Below are 18,874 nucleotides of genomic sequence, written 5' to 3' on the forward strand. Positions count from 1 at the left end.
AAACGGCCCGCCACCGGGGCGAGCCGCTCATGCTTTCGGAATCAGGTGGATGAAGCGAAAACGTCGTGCTTACGCGGTCTTGGGCGAAGCGTCGAACGCACGATTGACGAGCGCCTGCGCATCTTCGTGGATCTGGTTGAGATGGTCGCGACCGTTGAAGCTCTCGCCGTAGATCTTGTAGATGGCTTCGGTGCCCGAGGGGCGCGCCACAAACCACCCGTTCTCCGTCTCTACCTTGAGTCCGCCAATGGCCGCGTCGTTGCCGGGCGCGTTGGTGCGGATCGTCTGAATGGGCTCGCCTGCGAGTTCGTCTTGCGTCACCAGATCGGGCGTCAGGTTTTTGAGGACGGCCTTCTGTTCGGGCGTGGCCGGTGCATCCACCCGCTCATACACCGGGTTACCAAACTGCTCGGTGAGTTCGTCGTAGCGCTCGCTGGGGTCTTGACCCGTGCGGGCCGTGATTTCGGCGGCCATGAGTGCCGCGATGATGCCGTCTTTGTCGGTGCTCCAGACTGTGCCGTCCTTGCGCAGGAACGAGGCCCCCGCGCTCTCTTCGCCTACGAAGCCGCAACTGCCATCGTAGAGCACATCCACGAACCACTTGAAGCCGACCGGCACTTCCGTAACCGGGCGCCCGTAGTCCGCGGCAATGCGGTTAAGTAGGCGCGTGGTAACGACCGTTTTGCCCACGCCCACATCATCGGCCCAGCCGGTACGGCTGCTGAGCAGTGCATCCACCATCACGCTCAGGTACGCATTGGGCGGCATGAGTCCGCCGTTTTTTGTGACGATGCCGTGGCGGTCGTGATCGGTGTCACACGCAAAGGCGACGTCGTACTCATCTTTCAGGTTGATGAGCGACTGCATCGCGTAGGCCGACGACGGATCCATGCGGATCTGGCCGTCCCAGTCAAGGGTCATGAACGAGAACGTAGGGTCGACCTCAGTGCGTAGCACCTCCAACGGCAAGTCGTACGTGTCGGCGATGGCTGTCCAGTAGTGCACGCCGGCTCCGCCCAGCGGGTCGACGGCAAGGGAGAGCCCCGACTCGCGAATGATCTCCATGTCGAGGACCGCGTCCAGGTCGTCGACGTAGTGACGCAGGAAATCGTACTCTTGCGTGGTGTCGGCCCGCAGGGCCTGCTCGTAGCCGATGCGCTTCACATCGGCCAGCTTGGTGTCGAGATGCTGATTGGCGCGGTTCTGAATCCAGTTAGTGGCCGTGGGCGTGGCCGGGCCGCCGGTAGGACCGTTGTACTTAATGCCGCCATCAGCGGGCGGGTTGTGCGAGGGCGTGATGATGACGCCGTCAGCCTGCCCTTCGGCGCGTCCGTCGTTGTACGTTAGAATGGCGTGGGATACAGCAGGGGTGGGCGTTACCCCGTCATCGGCGGCAATGCGCACATCAATCTCGTTCGCAGCGAACACTTCCAGACACGTGGCCTGTGCGGGGGCCGAGAGGGCATGCGTATCCATCCCCAGGAACAGCGGCCCGGTGATGCCTGCTTCATCGCGATAGTCGCACACGGCCTGGGCAATGGCCAGGATGTGCGCTTCGTTGAAGGTGCGGTCGAAGGCCGTGCCGCGATGGCCCGAGGTGCCAAACGATACGCGCTGCGCCGCTACTGACGGATCAGGCTGGTCGTTTTGGTAGGCGGCAAGCAGTGCCGATACGTCGAGCAGTTGGTCGCTGGGGGCCGGTTGTCCGGCTAAGTCGTGTGTGCTCATAGTGGAATCGGGAAACGCTATGGGAAAGACTCGTGGGTTCTATGATAACGAATGTCGTGCGGAGATCCTACTCGCTGCTTCCCTCCTGCCAAAAAAAGTCTGGAGCGCTGCTACTGCACGCGATCCGGGTTCGCATCCACAAAGCTGCCCCAGCCGCTGTACTGCTCGGTGGCGCCGTGCGAGCGGCGGTTGGTGTGGCAGAGCGCAATGGCCAGCGCGTCGGAGGCGTCGAGGGCGATGGCATCCGCCGTACCGTCCATCTCCAGAATCGCGTGGATCATGTAGCGCACCTGCTGCTTCGACGCGTTGCCGTTGCCGGTCACCGACTTCTTGACTTCCTTGGGCGTGTACTGCACGACATCCAGATCGTGGTTGAGTCCCGCCATCATGGCGGCGGCCTGCGCGCGCCCCAGCTTCAGCATCGACTGCGGGTTTTTCCCGTACACGGGCATCTCAATGGCCAGCACCTCCGGGTCGTGCGCCTCGATGAGCACCGCCACCTCGTCGTAGATGCGCTTGAGCCGGTCGATGTGCGGCGTATCGCTATCCAGCCGAATGACACCCTGGGCCGGGGTCGTTTCGTCGGATCCGGTCACCCGTACCACGCCGTAGCCCGTACAGTTGGATCCGGGGTCAATACCAAGAATAATCATGCCGATGCGCTATTGTCGAGGGAAGTAGCACGCAGACGTCAGTCGTCGGAGTGGAGCGAGAGCGCCTCGCCATCATCGGCGAGCGTCGTGTACACCGCGTCCACATCGTCGTGGTCCTCAATGGCTTCGACAAGCGTGCGCACCTGCTCAGCATCCGAATCGTCGAGCGATACGGTGGTGGCGGGGATGCGCACCAGATCAGCCTCGTCGACGGGAATGTCAGCCGATTCGAGGGCGTCTTCTACGTTGGTGAACGTTTCGACCGGCGTGGTCACGACGTACGTGTCGTCTTCGGTGCGCAGATCTTCGGCGCCCGCCTCCACCACCCGCTCGAACAGCTCCAACTCATCGACGGCATCCGTGGGCACCTGAATCTCCCCTTTCTGCTCAAAGAGGTAGCCCACGGATCCATCTTTCCCCAGATTGCCGTTGTGGGTGCTGAACAGATGCCGCAGATCGGCCACGGTGCGGTTGGTGTTGTCGGTCATCGCCTCGATAAACACCGCTACGCCGTGGGGCGCATAGCCCTCGTAGCTGACCGGCTCATAGTCTTGGCCTTCGAGTTCGCCCGTGCCTCGCTTGATGGCACGCTCGATGGTGTCCTTGGCCATGTTCTCGGCCTCGGCACGCTCAATGGCGTTGGCCAGCGTCGCATTCATCTCAGGATCGCCCCCGCCCTCACGGGCAGCTGTTGCGATCTCGCGCGAGAGACGCGCCCACACCTTCGACTTCTTCTTGTCCTCTTTGGCTTTCTGCCGCTTGATCTTCGACCATTTATTGTGTCCAGCCATGCCGTATCCGGAGTCTATTTGCAGAGTGCTGGGTGTGCAGTAGATTTGATACGAAAGGGATGCAGAGGGGATTCGTAGGAGCGTGACGTCCCTCCCGTTGGCCGCGTTCTCCATGATGGATCACCCCGTGCTTCCCAGCCCACTGCTTATCGCATTGAGGACAAGCAGCATATCGGGTAGCATCGCTTCGGCTTCGTCGGTCTTGCCATGCTTCTTCAGCGCGCGCCAGGTGCTAATCTGGTCGATCTGCAATTGATGCAGGGGCGTCAGGCGCTTCGATCGCAGATCGATCATTTCGTACACGCGCGGGCGGCGCTCCCGGAGGTCGTGGCCGTACAGCGTTTCCAGCATTGCTCGGGTGGTGTGGTACGCATCCACAATCTTGTTCAGGTAATAATCCGCGATCTCCTGATCGTCAACCAAATGGGCCCACTGCTCCATGATACCGGTATCCACAAGGGCAATGGCCGACGATGCGTTGGTGATCACGTAGCGAAACGGCATGTAGTTGATCGCATTCGCGCTCAGCGTCTTGAAGTCCGCCGGACGCTCGTTTTGCAGCGTCTTGAGCGCGCTCCCTACGCCGTACCATCCGGTCAGGAAGTAGCGGCTCTGGCTCCAGCTAAACACCCAGGGGATGGCCCGGAGATCATCGAAGGTGCGCTGACCGGTACGCCGTGCCGGACGCGACCCGATGCGGCTCTTTTCGATGATGTCGATGGGCGTGGCTTGCGCAAAGAAGCGCACAAAGTCATCTGACTGTACGAGGTCCTGGTAGCTCTCCAGACTGTGCGCGTACAGCCGGTCTACAATCTGCTCCAGATGCGCTCTGCTGGTTGTCAAGTTCGGAGCAGGTGTGTTGTCCGACGCATCGGCTACGACGTTGGTCTTATCGAATACCCCGAGCGTGAGCCCGGTGGTGCCGGCCTGCAGGAGCTCCAGATTGTAGAGCGCTGTAACGGGATTTGCGTACTTGTTTGCAATCACCTCGCCCTGCTCAGTCAGCCTCATATCGCCGTGCATGCTTTCAGGCGGCAGGCCTGCGATGAATCGATGCGTGGGGCCCGCGCCCCGGCTGATGGTGCCGCCGCGTCCGTGAAAGAACTGCAGGCTGATGTCGTGTTTGTCTGCGACATCGTTTAGTGCGCGCTGCGCCTTGTTCAAGCTCCACAGGCTGGCCAGGATGCCTCCGTCTTTGTTGCTGTCGCTGTATCCCACCATGATCTGTTGCGACCGGCGACCGTCGTGCTGCCTGGCCTGATGGTCGATGCTTCGCTTTGTGATGGGGTGGCTCAGAAACGCGTCCAGAATCTTGGGACCTCGCTCCAGGTCCTGAATGGTTTCGAGCAGCGGCACCACCGGAAGCAGACACACCATCTCGCCCTCTTGCTTTTGGAGCAGCCCGGCTTCGCGGCAGAGCAGGTACACGACCAGCAGGTCGGAGAGGCTTCGGGTCATGCTCACAATCAGCGAACCGATGCCCGCGCTCCCATATCGCTCGATGTACTGGTAGAGCACCCGGTAGCAAGACAGCACGGCGTCGGCCTCCTCCCCGATCTCCTGCGTGGGGCGCACAAACGGACGCGTCGTCTGGAGCTCCTCGTTGAGAAAACGAAGCCGCCGCTCTTCGGTCCAGTCGGCAAAGTGGGATCCGTCTTCGATCCCGGCTTCCATGAGCAGTTGTGCGACTGCAGCATCATGAAAGCTGCTGTTCTGCCGGATGTCGAGGGCAGCAAGATGAAACCCAAACGCTTCTACATTGCGTGCTACGGGCTCAACATCACGCGCGCTGATGAGTGCTGCGTCGATCTCGTGTAGCGACTGCGTGAACAGGTCGAGGTCGTCAAGCACGGCCTCTGCCGATTGATAGTAATGATCGGGATCGGGGTCGCGAACCGGATCACCATTTTTGGTGAGCGGCAGCCGCTGCTGCATCAGGTTGAGATACTGCCGCCAGGGCTCGCCTGGGTTTCTGTCGAGGGCCGAGGCCGCATCGATGGCGCGTTCAGCAAGCTGGTCGATACGCGCACGCAGGCGGTCGGGCACGTCGACTTCGAAGGCCGACACGCTCACCTTCTGCGCCAGATCGTTCAGTCCAGATTTGAGCTGCTGAAGCGCATGTTTCCGGAGCTTTAGCAGGGTCGCTTCCGTTACCTCGTCCGTAACAAACGGGTGCCCGTCGCGATCGCCGCCGACCCAGTTGCCAAACCGCACCTGCGGGAGCTGCGTCCGGCTGTCGATCAGGTCGGGATCAAATCCGGTCTCCCGCCAGGCGGTGCGTAGGCGCTGATCGAGCGCGGGAAGCACGCTGGGGAAGACGTTCACCAGGTAGTGAAGCACGTTGCGAAGCTCATCTCCAATGGAGGGTTTCTCCAGGAACACCTGCCCGGTCAGCCACAGGCGCTGCATGGCCGCCAGGATATCGTCTCTGATCTGCTCAGCCTCGTTCTCCGACCACATCTGGTTCTCCCGTTTCACCATCAGCAGGTAGATCGCCCGCAGCTGGTCGATCACCGTCGAGCGCTTCGACTCCGTGGGGTGCGCGGTGAATACAGGCTCGATCCGCATTTCAGGAAGTCGTTCGGCGATCTGCTTGTCCGTAAATCCACTTGCTTGCAGGTCGTCGAGCGTTCGGCCCCAGAGGCCAGAAATGCGGGTGAGGCCGTGCTCGTCTTCCAGTGTGCGGCGGAGCTGCACGGCAGCGTTCTCTTCCACAATGGTCATAAGCTGAAAGACCAGCGTGAACGCTTTGCTGAGCTTCTGGGGATCGTCCAGTGAGTTCGGACGCTGTTCGCCATTGAAGAGAGCCGCAATTTCGGCCTCCCCCGACTCCCGAAGCATCTGAACAAAGCAGTCCTGAAGATACGAAAAGTCCTCTCTTATTTTCGGGAGCTGGATGCTGTCGTCTGTCGTGCTAAAATACATAATGGTTTGGGAGGTGGTACGGGACAGGTCGTGTGTGATGCGGCACTCATATCCATATGTCGGACAACGCAGTGCTCTTTTCTCGCGATGACCGCACCACAGAGGGTGCCAATACGGAGACGGCCAGAACCTCTTTGATGCTGGTGTGCCCTAACGTTAAGCTGCATCCGACATGAATGGCAAGTGCTCTGCCCCACGGACGCCCGCAAATACCCACGGGTCCACCTCATCCGTCGTTTTCATCACCGCCACGTCTCCCGATGTCTCGAACACCACAGCCAGCACCTGACTCGGATGGGTCACTCCAGCCAGCCGGAGCTTCGAGCGGAGGTCATCTTCCGACATCCGAACCGTATCGAGATGGTCGGAGAGGACCTGCGCCCCAGCCATCACGAGCACCGGCTCGTTGTCGACCAGCTGCTCGACGGTAGCGGTAAGACGGCGCGACGTCGAGACCACGTACTGGATCCCATAGAGCATGGCCATCCCGAATGCACCAGTGAGCAGCGTCGGGGTAGGCGCGAGGATCGTGGAGGCGAGAACCGAGCCAAATGCGACGGTGATGGCGAAGTCAAAGCTCGACATCTTCGCAAAGCTCCGCAGCCCCGTGATACGCGTGAGAATGAGGAGGGCGATGTAGATACCAAGGGCCGAGAGCATGACCATAAGCAGGGTCGTGCCGCTCGTCGTGATCCAGCTCCAGTCGATCATGCTTGTCTGAGTTTAGGTGGTGAAATGATGTTGACACGCGGTCTAACGCAGGCACTCTGCGCCCAGCGACATTGGCACGCCACAATGCAGGCGCTTAGGGTCTACATCCACTCAGACCAAATCCGGTTGCCGCATTACGGGGAGCACGTACGCTGTTGAGGCTCACCCCCGTCATCTCGTCGCGGGGCCTGGCCCCCATTCTTGTGGACGGCTGGACGTGTTCTCGTTCATCCTTAGCTCCCTCCATACCCCAACGACGCATGCAAAATTGGTATCAGTCCTCGTTTACGGGGCGGTTTGCCCAATCATCAGCATATACAGGGGGATGCGTGGCTGCGTACCCTGCCCGCACAGCCTGAATATGCTCCGATGGCGCGTTTTTCCATGCGGCAGCCCGCTCTTTACTTCGGCGAGTGGTGCTGTAGGGATTCGAGGAGGAGCCGCCAGACGCCGCGCTATGAGATGCGATCGCCGCGGGCATCGATGCGTCGTCCCATGCAAGTCCTACGTCGTGGCACAGGCGGCGCACCATGCCTTCGGGATCGGTGCAGAGCGTTTCGTATTGCACGGCGGTGTAGGCGTCGTCGGGGCACGCCTGCCGCACGGCCCGATGCGCCAAGCCCTGCACCGCGCCGATCTGTCCCCAGAATGATTTGGGCACAGCACTTGGGTCAAGCGGGCTCTCGGCGAGGCGTTCGGGGCTGACGTACTCACGCAGCGTCTGGCTCGTCCATCCGCGCCGGTACATGCTCTGGGCCACCGCCACCGGATGGCGCACGAGATGAATAACGGTGGGGGCGTAGTGCTTTTGCATCCACCCGACTGCAAACGGATTGACCTCTTTGATGAGCACGCGGCGCTCATGGCGGTGGCGCAGGGCCCAGTCGCGTGAGGTGCGTACGGTGGCGTAGGAGAACGCCGGGCATCCGGCAAAGGCGCGGTCGGCGTAGCGGCGGTAGTGCTTCGGGGCATGGTGGGGGCCTGCATCGGAGACGGCGTATTGCACGTCGGGGTGCCAGCGGCGGCGCGCTTGTGTGATGGGCTCGCGCAGGTAGCAGGCGTTGTCGGCATACGCCAGCAGCCGCCCCAGCCAGCTCGATCCGCTCCGCGGAAATGCCACGAGCAAAATGGGCGGAGACTGCGTGGGAAAACGGCGTGCCAGCAAATCACTACATCCCCCCAGGTTCGCCCACCATACCGGCGAGACGCGGTGTATCAGTCGTTCGACCCAGCGGCGGAGGGGAGACGGCGAGGACATCATAGGCAGTGGGCAGAAGCATGAGGATGAGCGCGCACGACCACATCCAGCCCCTCTGGGCACCCCCTGCCAGAAGACGTGCTTCCGTCAGTCGGTGGCCGTGTCGCGCTCGAAGTAGAGATAGACGTAGACGGCAAATCCGTACGAGGTGGCGTCGGTAGAGGCCAGGCGCCAGCCGTCGGCGGTGTACCGATCGAGCAGTTCCTGGATTTCCTCAGACGAGGCCTCGACGATGTGGTTTTTGTTCGTGGTGACCTTCGAGTAATACGTGCGTGCTTCAACCTTATATTCGGTCATGGCGGCGTGGGAGGCCAGGGGTAGAAAGAGTGCGGACCGCTCAACGCGGACGGACCCGCACACAACCGTTGCACAGCAGCGGTTCCCCGATTTCTTGCATGTCTTGCATGGCATCGCCCACGTAGGTCAAGCGGTTTCAGGCCGGGCCATCCCGACCGGCTTTCACTGAACGCTGCGGCGATGCTCCGTGGACGGATGATTTCAGGATAGCTGCCACAATGAGGACGTACGCGCCACCACCCAAAAGCTCATTCTGCACTTTCAGGCGCTGCCTTCTCTGTTAGCTTCTCGGAAGGCGTTGTGCCTGCATCGTTGGGCACGCCGATTGTAATGCGCGTGCCTGCGCCGGGCTCAGCCTCTACGTTGTACCAGCCGCCAATCATCTCCAATCGCTCACGGATGCTAAAGAGCCCCTGGCCTTCTTCCGTCTCCTCGGTGTGCTCAGCAGGATTGAACCCAGCACCTTCATCACTCACGGTGATACGCACTGAATCATCATCTGCCGTCACCGTGACGCGGGCTTCGTCGACGTCTGCGTGCTTGACCACGTTGAACAGCAGTTCGCGTGTGGTTCGAAACAACAGGGTGTGCACGCTCGACTCCAGAGGCGGGCACGGCGTTTCCGTCTCCAGATCTACGGACAGGCCGTACGAGTTCTTCATGTGCAGGGCCAGCCATTGGAGCGCATCACAGAGCGAATCGTCCCCGATAGGTGGCATCAACTCCGACGACAGGTGCCGTGTAGTCTGAATGGCCGCCTGAAGTTCATCAGCCACTTTCTGCAGGATCTCGCTGGTGTCCTTGTCGGAGGTGCCCTCGTTGGAGGCACTCTCGTTCGAAGATTGGAGTTGATTCACGCGTATCTGGGCCGCCACGAGCAGTTGCTGCAGGTCGTCGTGTAGCACCTGACTCAGACGCTGACGCTCGCGCTCTTCGGCCACCGTAAGCGCTGCGTTCAACGCATGTACCTGCTCGGTGCGCTGTCGCAGGCGGTCGGTGGCGGCTTTTAGCTTTAGCTCCGACTTTTTGCGGTGCGTGATGTCCATAAACGTAAAGACCACGCCCTCTACCGCATCATCGATGGTGCGATAGGGACGAATCCGAATCAGAAACCAGCGGTCGGTCTCGCTCTTCACCTCCCGCTCAAGGGTCGTCTGTTCTTTCAGAACCGTGCGTGCATCGGCATCCAACTCCGTGTACTCCAGCCGATGCGTGAATGCGCTTATGGAACGGTCCGTATCCTCCTTCTGAATGTTGAACAGGTCTTTTACGGGCGGCGTAAATCGTTGGATACAAAGCTCCGTATCCAGAAATAACGTCCCGATATCGGTTGCCACAATCAGGTTCTGCAGGTCGCTATTGGCCTGATGCAGTTCGTTGACCTTGGCTTCGAGCTCCGCGTTCACCGTTTTGAGTTCTTCGTTGACCGATTGGAGTTCTTCCTTGCTGGTTTCCAGCTCTTCAGTCATCGACTTATATTCTTCGTTCATCGACCGGAGCTCCTCATTTGCTGCGCGCATTTCTTGCTTCGAGGTTTCATGCTCCTCGATGGTTGTGCGCAACTGATTCTTAGTCCAGCTCAGCTCCTCCCGCAGGTCGTCGCCTTCCGAATCCCTGCTCACCTTAGCGTCTGCATCCCCATCGAGACGATCGGACACTACTCGATCTTTGATAAACATGACCAGAGCCATCCCATTCGCGTTTGCAGACGAGGTGCCTTTCGAGGGGGATACGAAAAGGCGGATCCACTCGGTAGTACCATTTAGCTGGACCTGCACCGGGGCCGCATTGACCTCTTCTTCGTCAGCAAATGCATTGCGCAGCGATGTTTGCAGCTTGATCTGCAGCTCGGGGCGCACCACTTCCACGATATTTGCGCTTGGCGTACCGGCGGGATGCTCCAGATAGCGCCCCACGCCTCTGGAGAGATGCACAATCGTATAGTTTTTATCGACGACCGCACTGGGCGGCGCATAGGTCTCTAACATGCGCCGGTGGATCTGAGCAGCCGTCGAACTGCTCGCAGACGGACTGGTTTGCTTTGTCTCTCTCCAGCGCGGCCCGTTGAGCGCCAACAATGTGGAGGGAAGCTCAGGAACCGTGGTGTTTTCATTCCGCGTGCTTTGGTACAAGCAGTGCGTCTTGTCCACGAGCCGAAACAGGTCGTCTACGCCACCGGTTGATTCGGAGCTTCCCAGAAAGAGATAGCCGCCGTCGTTAAGCGCATAGTTAAACAGCTTGAACACCGAGGTCTGCAGTTCGCGCCGCAGGTAGATCAGGAGATTGCGGCACGAGATCAGATCCAGCTTCGAAAATGGAGGATCCCGCAGCAGATCGTGCAGCGTAAAGATGACGCGCTCGCTTAGGATATCCTTGACTACATACCATGTCTCTTCATCCCGAAAGTAGGTGTTCAGGTAGCGCGTGGGTACATCGGCCGCAATCGACGCAGGGTAGCGTCCGGCCCGAGCCTTGGCCAGCGCCTCTTTGTCGAGATCCGACGCAAAGATCTGAATCTGCTCGGGGTTGATATCGTGTGTGGCGGCCTCTTCCATCAGCAAGATGGCCAGCGAATAGGCTTCTTCGCCCGTAGCACAGCCCGGTACCCATACGCGAATCGGAGTTTCCTTATTCTTATCGGCGTAGATGGCAGGAAGGACCTGATCGCGTAGCGCGCTGAATGCCTCTGGATTCCGAAAGAAACTACTGACGCTAATCAAGAACTCTTTTCGTAGGCGCTGTGCTTCGGCGGGTTCGTCTTCGATAAGATCGAGGTAGGCAGATAATGAGGGCACCTGCCGTACCTGCATACGACGCTGGATGCGGCGCAGCATGGTGGGCCGTTTATACCGGTCGAAGTCTTGCCCGGTATGCATACGCACCTGAGCAAAAATAGCGCGCAGCGTCTCCTGCATGTGAATCCCGGCGCCTACATCGTCGGGGGCGTCTACCGTCTGGAGTGCATGGATGGGGGTGCTTCCCGTCTCGATGCGCTCGGCCAACTGGGCAGCTGGAAGCACAAAGTCGGCTTCCTGGAGCAGTTCGATGGCAGCGCGAGGCATGCTGTCATATCCCGCTTCATCGGGCGACTGCACCCCTGTAAGACCACACTGCACCGCGATGGCACGCATTCCCACTGCACCATCGCTGCCTGCTCCCGACAGAATAACGCCTACCATCTCCAGATCAGATCGCGCCAGCGAGCGAAAGAAGTGGTCGATAGGCGCTACTCGCCCGGCCGGGTCTTCGAACGCGGTCGAGATCAAGGTATTGCCGTCCACGTCAAGCGCATGCCCCGGTTCTACCACGTAGACGTGTCCGGCTTCCATATCAGCAGGCTCCGTCACCTGACGCACGGGCATCGACGTGCAGTGCTGAAGCACCTCTGCCAGCTCGCTTGACTGGTCGGGGACCAGATGCATGACAACAACGAAGACCATGTCTGGGGCCTCCGAGAGTCCTGAAAAGAACTGCTTCAGGGCCTCAATTCCGCCTGCCGAAGCACCGATTCCCACCACGCGAAGGCGTGACGTAGAATTTTCTTTGGGGGCCTGCGTGGGGGCCATAGCATCCATATGGGACTGTAGAGAGGGGCGCACGACAGGTTTGACTCGCGCGACGGGTTACTTGCGTACGTAAAGGTATGCGACCTGTGTGCCATCATTAGGGCATCTGCTTAGATACGATCGACATGATGCCTAATGTGGGGAGAATTGCGTGTACCCAGTACGTTATAATGAATCCGGTTTCATTGGTATTGTTCAAATATAGTGAACGACGGTGTGGGAACCCCTGCTCTTCTGGATCAGATGCTACTGTGCGCACGGATCATCACACAAATGCAAAAGCGCCCCGTCCGTCTCCGAACAGGGCGCTTGCAGAATACTTTTGGGTAGCGGTTCAATGATAAGTGATTGTCATATGGCCGACATCATCGGAGCCAGACAACCCCCTCTGTCTATCAACATCTCCCCCTTGGAAAAGGGGGAGAAACCCGAAGGGAGAGGGGGTTCGAATAAGACAAACCTACATTCTACGATAGCCTTATCACTTAGCGTCTACCCACTACCTACTTTTGTTCTGCTACAGGTGCGCGGTTACGCAGGCTCGCCCGCTTCGGCATCTTCAAGGGCCACGCCTTGCAGGCCCATCGCGTCGTAGGTGGCCCCCTCAAATGCATCGAGGGCCGACTGCACCTCGTTCATAATGGCCTGGGGTCCCTTCGCATAGTCGAGGTCGAGGCCCACACGATCGGCGATCTGCGGCAGAATCTCCCAACTGGGCTTGCAGTTGATGCGGTGCGACTCGTTGTGCCAGCGATCGAACGGCGTGCCGTGTTCGTCTTCGCGGCTGGTGCCCATCTCCATCATGAGCGTGCGGTTCACGCCCTGAATGGCCTTTGCCGGACGCACGCGCTGGGCGCGTCCGTCCTGGTTTACGTAGGTGCCTACGGTCTCCACCACCATGGCGGCGGGCAGCGCCACATCGACAGCAGGCAGCGTTTCGTTGGTCGTGTTGTAGTAGTGCAGAATCACATCCACATCCTCAAGGTCGGCCAGCGCGCACAGCTCCGACGCAACCGGGTCGTCTTCGAGCACGTAGAGCACGTCAATTTCGCCGTTCTGGATGCGCGTGCGCAGCATCTGCATGTCAGCTTCGCGGATGCCAAGGCGCTCGCAGCCCTGCGCATTGGGCGTCTTGTCGTCGGTGATGAGCCAGTCGTCGCCGGCCCCGGGTTCGATGTGCGGCATGTACACCGGCGTATCGGCCCCAAGGTGCTCAGCCAGCTGGGTGAGCAGGTAGTTGTCTTCAACGGTCGCGTAGGCAGACCCGACAAACTGGATGCGGTCGCCGTCCACCGGGCCCAGCAGCGCGGCGGCTTTCGCGTAGGCTTGCGTCCAGTTGGCGTTCACAAGCTGTCCGTTGCTGCGTACCTGCGGACCTTCGGGCCGGTCGTCGTTGAAGCGGTCGTAGACGAGGCGATCTTCGTCGGGCAGCCAGTATTCGTTCACCTCCATGTTCTGGCGCGGCGTAATGCGCAGCACCTTGTTGTCGCGCACCCAGTACTCGCAGTTCGCGCCGGTGGCGTTGGTGGTTACGATGGAGGGCGACGAGCTCATCTCCCAGATGCGCGCCTTGAAGCGGAAGTCCGAGGCCGTGAGCGCGCCCACCGGGCACAGGTCAATCGTGTTCATCGAGTAGGCCTCGTCAAAGTCCTCGCCCGGCGCGGTAATCGGGTAGTTGCGCACGCCCCGGTTGTTGATGGTAAGCTGCCCACTCTCCGAGATCTCGTCCGTAAAGCGCGTGCAGCGCGTGCAGTTGATGCAGCGCTCGGCATCCAGCGTAACGCGCGGGCCGAGTTTGACGCGCTTCGGCTTGTGCACTTTGCGGAACTCAAAGCGCGAACCTTCGGGGCCGTACTTGTACGCCTGAATCTGCAAGGGACAGTGCCCCGCCTGGTCGCAGATGGGGCAGTCGAGCGGATGGTTGATGAGCAGGAACTCCAGCGTGTCTTTCTGCGCCTCGCGCACGGCATCGGAGGTGCGATGCGTTTTCACGACCATGCCGTCTTGCAGGCCAATCGTGCAGCTGGTCTGCATCCCCGGCATAAACTGGATGTTGGGGTTGCCCTCCTCATCGGTCACCAGTTCGCCGGTGGCGCGGTCGCGCTCGGGCGTGCCCACCTGCACCAGGCATTGCCGACAGTTGGCCGGGATGGACATGGAGGGGTGGTAACAGAAGTGCGGCAGCTCGATGTCGTGATCGAGGCAGAACTGCAGCAGCTTGTCGTGACGGTCGTCATCGTAGGTGTAGACCTGGCCGTCAATTTCAACAGTAGGCATAGCCGGAGCGAACAATTGGGTCAACAGAACAAAAGGGAGGCGCACCAACGGCTATCCGTCGGAGGCGGTAAGGCGGACGCCATCAGCAATTAGGTGATACGACGAGCCGGTGGCATCGTTGGCGGCCGCATCAGACTTGGGCGCTTCAGCCCCATCGCCGTGCCCGTCGTGCGAGGGCGGGGATTGGGCTACCAGGCGGCCTTGCACCGCAGCCCAACCGCTGGCTGTGGTAGGCACGGTAAATGCGTATTCCCCCGCGTCGGTTCGCGCCACTTCGACGCGCAACGGTGGCGTGTCGGCGCCGGTGGACAAGGCAAGCCAGCAGCCCTTACGCTCGCACACCGCTGAGACGCGCCCTTCGAGCACCACCGTCTGATCCGCGAACTGTGCCGGACTGGCAGCAACACGCTGTACGGGAACAGCCGATCCAGCGTCTACAGCAGCGCCGTGGGTCGTCTGCGACGGAGCGTCGGGCGCGGTGTCGCCTGATGCACATCCAGCCATACTGACAACAAGAGCCAGCGCAGCAACAAGGGAAAGCAGGTCAGAACGCAACATAGGCATAGGCATGGTAGATACAGGCTACGCGGCGGTGGCGCCAGCGGCAGAGAGATCGGCCCCGGTGGGATGCACCGACGGCTTGCACTTAGCTTCGAAGTCCTCGCGGAATCGCTTCACCGTGTTGCGCACGGGCCAGGCGGCGGCATCCGCAAAGGCGCAGATGGTGCGGCCCTCCATCTGATCGCACAGATCGAGGAGAAGGTCCAGGTCGCGCATGTTGCCCTCGCCCTCATCGATGCGCGTTACGATGCGCTCCAGCCAGCCGGTGCCTTCGCGGCAGGGCGTGCACTGGCCGCAGCTTTCGTGCTGGTAGAAGTGCGTCACGCGGCGCAGATACGACACCATGTCGGTGTCTTCGTCAAGGATAAGCATGCCGCCAGTTCCGAGCATCGATCCCGCTTCTTGCAGGCTCTCGGAGTCCATCGTCACCCCGTCGATGCCGTCGCCCCGCAGCGGCGGTACCGAGCAGCCGCCCGGCACAACGGCCTTGATGCCTTTGTCGTCGATGACGCCCTGTGCCACCTCGTCGATCAGGTCGGTAATGAGCATCCCGGTCGGGTATTCATACACGCCCGGTCGGTTCACATGGCCGCTAATGCCGTACAGGATGGGACCTGGGTGCGCTTCGGCGCCGGTGTTGGCGAACCACTCGCCGCCGTTCTCAATGATGAGAGGCGCATGCGCGAGCGTTTCCACATTGTTGATGGTTGTGGGACTGGCCCAGAGGCCCTTCTGGGCCGGAAACGGGGGCTTGTACCGCGGATAGCCGCGCTTGCCCTCCAGGCTTTCCATCAGGCTCGTTTCCTCGCCACAGATGTAGGCCCCGGCACCTTTGTGGAGAACGATATCCATGGAGAAGTCCGTCCCCATAATATTGTCGCCCACATAGCCTTTGTCGTAGGCCTTTTGGAGCTGGGCTTCCATGTGGCGGATCCAGTCGGCGTATTCGCCTCGGATGTACACGTAGCAGGCGTCGAGCTGCATAGCGTACCCCGCAATCAGAATGCCCTCAAACATGAGGTGCGGGTTGTACTCCATGATCTGCCGATCTTTGAACGTGCCCGGCTCGCTCTCGTCGGCGTTGCAGGCCAGGTAGCGCGGGCGGTCGTCGGGGTCGGGCATAAAGCTCCACTTCAACCCGGTGGGGAAGCCCGCTCCGCCACGTCCACGCAGGTTCGAGGCTTTCACCTCATTGGTGACCGACTCCGGCGTCCAGTCATCATTTTCGAGGACGTCACGCAGGCGGTTGTAACCGTTGGCCTCGTTTTCGTAGACCTCCAGCTTATGCAGATTACGAATGGGGGGCAGCAGAACGCGCTCGTAGTTGCGCCAGTCGCCCGCTTTGGTGGCTCCGTTGGTCAGTTCCATAAGGGATTCGGGGGTTCGGCGGCACGCAGCGAGGGGCTGCCAGCCAGATGAACGATAACAGATGCGAAAAGAGCAGGGGACGCTGCTTAACTAATGCAGATGCTGTGCACGTGGTAGTGCGCAGCGCACGGAAGCAGTATGCTACTCGTCAGAAACCGCAGAGGCCGGACGCGTCCATGCGTGCAGCAGGTCGAGCGTGCGGGCGCGCCGGTTCCAGTGCATGAAGAAGTACACCGCCCCGGCACCGTGTAGGGCCGCAAAACTACAAGCGGCGGCCATTACGCCCAGTACGTGAAGCGACGACAGTGAACGGGCCTCGGTCAGGTACTGGTGCATGAGCCCGGTGGGCAGCACTACAGCCAGCAGTGCCATCACGCTGCCCAGCCCGTAGAGCCACGTGCGCTGCTCATACCACGCGGTGCGAAGCTGCGCCACGGCACGGTGGCCCTGCCGCTGCACCATCGCCTGTTCGCGCCGAGATAACCTGTGCAACAGTGCATCAGGAAGCGAGCCGGGAGCATCCATTGCGGGCAGCAGGCTATTCAGGTAGGTGGCATACGAGCGAGCGGCTATTGACGACGTAGTTTACTTGACCGCTTCTGAGCGGGGCGGTGTTTGGTACGTTTCGGTGGCCTCTACGTCGGAGCGCCGATTGCCACCCATCTCGTCTTCGTCTTGCGGCAGCGTCACCGACACAAACGGCGGCATATTGCCGTCTTTCAGGTCATCGAGCAGCGCATCCACTTTGTCTTTGGTCAGGTTGTGCACGTACGGGCCGTTGGTCACCTGCATCATGGGCGCCGAGCCGCAGCAGCCCAGGCACTCCACCTCTTCGACAGTGAACAGGCCGTCGTCGGTTGTCTCCCCTTTGTGGATGCCAAGCTTTTCTTCCAGGTAGTGCAGGATGTCGTATCCGCCCATCATCTGGCAGGAGAAGCACGTGCACACGTCGAGCACAAATTTCCCCTTCTCCTCTTTGTAGTACTGCGTGTAGAAGGTGGCCACGCCGTACGCCCGGGCGTAATCCATGTCGAGCGTGTCGGCACACAGCCTAATGGCTTCGGGCGGCAGGTAGTCGTACTTTTCTTGCGCCATCCAGAGCAGATCCATGATGGCCGACTTTGGGTCGGGATACTTGGCTTTGCGCTCCTCGATGCGCTCCTGCTCCTCATCGGTCCAGACCAGCTCCTCATCGGGAATCTGCTGCTCAGGCTGCTGCTCAGGCAGCTTTACGATGGGGCGCTCGATGTCAAAGTGGGACATGTTCGGTGTATGAGTGTGTGGAGTGGATGGACGTATGGACGTGCGCACGTTCGCACGCCCATCCTTTGCATGCTTCCAGCCTTACTTGTCGGCTTCGCCCATCACCGGATCAATCGACCCGATAATGACGACGGTGTCGGCCACGAGCGAGCCTTCCATGATGTATTCCATGCCCTGCAGGTTCGTAAACGACGGCGCGTTCACACGCATGCGGGCCGGGCGTCCGGTACCGTCGGAGGTCAGGTAGAAGCCGAGTTCGCCCTTGGGGCTTTCGATGGCATGGTAGGCGTGCGCTCCTTTCGGGGCCACGGTGCCTACGTCGGTGTACATGAAGTCATGAATCATGCCTTCCATGCTGTAATAGACCTCCTCTTTCGAGGGGTACGCCTGCTTGGCATCGTCGGAGCGGATCGGGCCTTCGGGAATGCGCTCCAGACACTGCTCGATGATGCGCACGCTCTCGCGCATCTCCTCCATACGCAAGAAGTAGCGCGCCAGGCAGTCGCCCTCTTCGCGGGTCGGCACGTTGAAGTCGACCTCGTCATACTTCAGGTAGGGCTCAAAGCGGCGCAGGTCGTAGTCGACGCCAGAGCCTCGCAGGTTCGGGCCTGTCATGCCCAGTTCGAGCGCTTCCTCACGAGTGATGCGCCCCACGTCTTTGTTGCGATCGACCCAGATGCGGTTGCGGTTCAGGAAGTCTTCCCAGCGTCCCAGTTCGGTGCGGAAGCTTTCGGTGAAGGCGCGGATGCGACGGAAGGCCTCGGCCGAGAGGTCGCTGGCTACGCCGCCAATGCGGCTGTGACTTACAGTGAAGCGCGCTCCAGCTACTTCGTCAAAGATGGAGTAGATGTCCTCACGCTGCTGGAACGTCCACAGAAAGCCCGATACCGCCCCGGCATCCATAAGCCCCACGCCCAGCCATAGGCAGTGCGAGGAGATGCGCGCTAACTCGCACATGATCATGCGAATCCACTGGGCGCGCTCGGGTACGTCGATGCTGGCGAGCTTCTCTACCGCCAGGCACCACGCCACGTTGTTGGAGTAGGGCGAGAGGTAGTCCATGCGGTCGGTGTACGGCATGAACTCCTGGTACGTCTTGTGCTCCGCGAGCTTCTCGATGCCGCGGTGCAGGTAGCCAATGTCGAGCACGGCCTTCTCGATGGTTTCGCCATCGAGCTTCACCACACAGCGCAGTACGCCGTGCGTAGCCGGATGCTGTGGCCCAATGTTGAGCGTCATCTGGTGGTCGAGCGGGTCCTCCGCTTCGAGCGGCGCGCCATCGCCCGAGGGCTGCGTCGTCAGGGCTTCAGGCGATCCGTCGCCTGCGGCTTCGGCAGCCGCACGCTTCTCTTCGATCCAGGCGTGCTTGCTCTCCAGCCGCTCGTAGATCTTCTCGTTGTGCTTCGGCCAGAACCGAAACTTGTCGCCTAAGTCGAGTCCAGGAAAAGACGGAGCTTCAGCCATAACAGCGGGGCA

At 60.5% G+C, this 18,874-nt stretch carries 14 protein-coding genes; all 14 read right to left on the reverse strand.

What is annotated here, in order from left to right:
* Window positions 1-69: 69 nt before the first annotated feature.
* Window positions 70-1,728, reverse strand: coding sequence for a phosphoglucomutase (alpha-D-glucose-1,6-bisphosphate-dependent) (gene pgm / locus CRI93_RS02725; protein ID WP_098061085.1), 1,659 nt, complete (start codon window positions 1,726-1,728; stop codon window positions 70-72).
* Window positions 1,729-1,838: 110 nt separating this feature from the next.
* Window positions 1,839-2,381, reverse strand: a complete 543-nt coding sequence (ruvC, locus tag CRI93_RS02730) for a crossover junction endodeoxyribonuclease RuvC (protein ID WP_098061086.1) — start codon at window positions 2,379-2,381, stop codon at window positions 1,839-1,841.
* A 38-nt stretch (window positions 2,382-2,419) separates the two neighbouring features.
* Window positions 2,420-3,172, reverse strand: coding sequence for a YebC/PmpR family DNA-binding transcriptional regulator (locus CRI93_RS02735; protein WP_098061087.1), 753 nt, complete (start codon window positions 3,170-3,172; stop codon window positions 2,420-2,422).
* 120 nt (window positions 3,173-3,292) lie between these two features.
* Window positions 3,293-6,097: a phosphoenolpyruvate carboxylase gene (locus tag CRI93_RS02740; protein ID WP_098061088.1), complete on the reverse strand. Its 2,805-nt coding sequence runs from the start codon at window positions 6,095-6,097 to the stop codon at window positions 3,293-3,295.
* Between the two features lie 156 nt (window positions 6,098-6,253).
* A complete protein-coding gene (locus CRI93_RS02745) occupies window positions 6,254-6,808 on the reverse strand; it encodes a DUF421 domain-containing protein (RefSeq protein ID WP_098061089.1) in 555 nt (184 codons plus the stop codon).
* Window positions 6,809-7,082: 274 nt separating this feature from the next.
* Window positions 7,083-8,069 (reverse strand): sulfotransferase family protein, encoded by a 987-nt coding sequence (locus tag CRI93_RS02750; RefSeq protein ID WP_098061090.1) that lies wholly within the window; start codon window positions 8,067-8,069, stop codon window positions 7,083-7,085.
* A gap of 84 nt (window positions 8,070-8,153) precedes the next feature.
* Window positions 8,154-8,363: a DUF4177 domain-containing protein gene (locus CRI93_RS02755; RefSeq protein WP_098061091.1), complete on the reverse strand. Its 210-nt coding sequence runs from the start codon at window positions 8,361-8,363 to the stop codon at window positions 8,154-8,156.
* A 248-nt stretch (window positions 8,364-8,611) separates the two neighbouring features.
* Window positions 8,612-11,929: a CheR family methyltransferase gene (locus CRI93_RS02760; protein WP_176521642.1), complete on the reverse strand. Its 3,318-nt coding sequence runs from the start codon at window positions 11,927-11,929 to the stop codon at window positions 8,612-8,614.
* Between the two features lie 531 nt (window positions 11,930-12,460).
* Complete coding sequence (locus tag CRI93_RS02765; protein WP_098061093.1) at window positions 12,461-14,206, reverse strand: NADH-quinone oxidoreductase subunit G; 1,746 nt, start codon at window positions 14,204-14,206, stop codon at window positions 12,461-12,463.
* A gap of 51 nt (window positions 14,207-14,257) precedes the next feature.
* Entirely contained in the window at window positions 14,258-14,764 is a 507-nt protein-coding gene (locus CRI93_RS02770; RefSeq protein WP_176521643.1) for a DUF4920 domain-containing protein, read from the reverse strand.
* 24 nt (window positions 14,765-14,788) lie between these two features.
* Window positions 14,789-16,135 (reverse strand): NADH-quinone oxidoreductase subunit NuoF, encoded by a 1,347-nt coding sequence (nuoF, locus tag CRI93_RS02775; RefSeq protein WP_098061095.1) that lies wholly within the window; start codon window positions 16,133-16,135, stop codon window positions 14,789-14,791.
* A gap of 141 nt (window positions 16,136-16,276) precedes the next feature.
* Window positions 16,277-16,660 carry a hypothetical protein gene (locus tag CRI93_RS02780; RefSeq protein ID WP_141491534.1) on the reverse strand — a complete coding sequence of 128 codons (384 nt, stop codon included), beginning with the start codon at window positions 16,658-16,660 and terminating at the stop codon, window positions 16,277-16,279.
* A gap of 60 nt (window positions 16,661-16,720) precedes the next feature.
* Window positions 16,721-17,398: an NADH-quinone oxidoreductase subunit NuoE family protein gene (locus CRI93_RS02785; protein WP_098061097.1), complete on the reverse strand. Its 678-nt coding sequence runs from the start codon at window positions 17,396-17,398 to the stop codon at window positions 16,721-16,723.
* A gap of 81 nt (window positions 17,399-17,479) precedes the next feature.
* Window positions 17,480-18,862: an NADH dehydrogenase (quinone) subunit D gene (gene nuoD / locus CRI93_RS02790; protein WP_098061098.1), complete on the reverse strand. Its 1,383-nt coding sequence runs from the start codon at window positions 18,860-18,862 to the stop codon at window positions 17,480-17,482.
* Between the last annotated feature and the right edge of the window lie 12 nt (window positions 18,863-18,874).

It is taken from the genome of Longimonas halophila (genome assembly GCF_002554705.1).
Lineage (GTDB): Bacteria > Bacteroidota > Rhodothermia > Rhodothermales > Salinibacteraceae > Longimonas > Longimonas halophila.

What these genes read in the sequence shown, in the direction of transcription:
- CRI93_RS02780 (WP_141491534.1), bottom strand. Translation starts at nt 16,660, where the DNA reads ATGGATGCTCCCGGCTCGCTTCCTGATGCACTGTTGCACAGGTTATCT.
- ruvC (WP_098061086.1), bottom strand. Translation starts at nt 2,381, where the DNA reads ATGATTATTCTTGGTATTGACCCCGGATCCAACTGTACGGGCTACGGC.
- CRI93_RS02745 (WP_098061089.1), bottom strand. Translation starts at nt 6,808, where the DNA reads ATGATCGACTGGAGCTGGATCACGACGAGCGGCACGACCCTGCTTATG.
- CRI93_RS02760 (WP_176521642.1), bottom strand. Translation starts at nt 11,929, where the DNA reads ATGGCCCCCACGCAGGCCCCCAAAGAAAATTCTACGTCACGCCTTCGC.
- pgm (WP_098061085.1), bottom strand. Translation starts at nt 1,728, where the DNA reads ATGAGCACACACGACTTAGCCGGACAACCGGCCCCCAGCGACCAACTG.
- CRI93_RS02765 (WP_098061093.1), bottom strand. Translation starts at nt 14,206, where the DNA reads ATGCCTACTGTTGAAATTGACGGCCAGGTCTACACCTACGATGACGAC.
- CRI93_RS02785 (WP_098061097.1), bottom strand. Translation starts at nt 17,398, where the DNA reads ATGTCCCACTTTGACATCGAGCGCCCCATCGTAAAGCTGCCTGAGCAG.
- CRI93_RS02770 (WP_176521643.1), bottom strand. Translation starts at nt 14,764, where the DNA reads ATGTTGCGTTCTGACCTGCTTTCCCTTGTTGCTGCGCTGGCTCTTGTT.
- nuoF (WP_098061095.1), bottom strand. Translation starts at nt 16,135, where the DNA reads ATGGAACTGACCAACGGAGCCACCAAAGCGGGCGACTGGCGCAACTAC.
- CRI93_RS02750 (WP_098061090.1), bottom strand. Translation starts at nt 8,069, where the DNA reads ATGATGTCCTCGCCGTCTCCCCTCCGCCGCTGGGTCGAACGACTGATA.
- CRI93_RS02735 (WP_098061087.1), bottom strand. Translation starts at nt 3,172, where the DNA reads ATGGCTGGACACAATAAATGGTCGAAGATCAAGCGGCAGAAAGCCAAA.
- CRI93_RS02755 (WP_098061091.1), bottom strand. Translation starts at nt 8,363, where the DNA reads ATGACCGAATATAAGGTTGAAGCACGCACGTATTACTCGAAGGTCACC.
- CRI93_RS02740 (WP_098061088.1), bottom strand. Translation starts at nt 6,097, where the DNA reads ATGTATTTTAGCACGACAGACGACAGCATCCAGCTCCCGAAAATAAGA.
- nuoD (WP_098061098.1), bottom strand. Translation starts at nt 18,862, where the DNA reads ATGGCTGAAGCTCCGTCTTTTCCTGGACTCGACTTAGGCGACAAGTTT.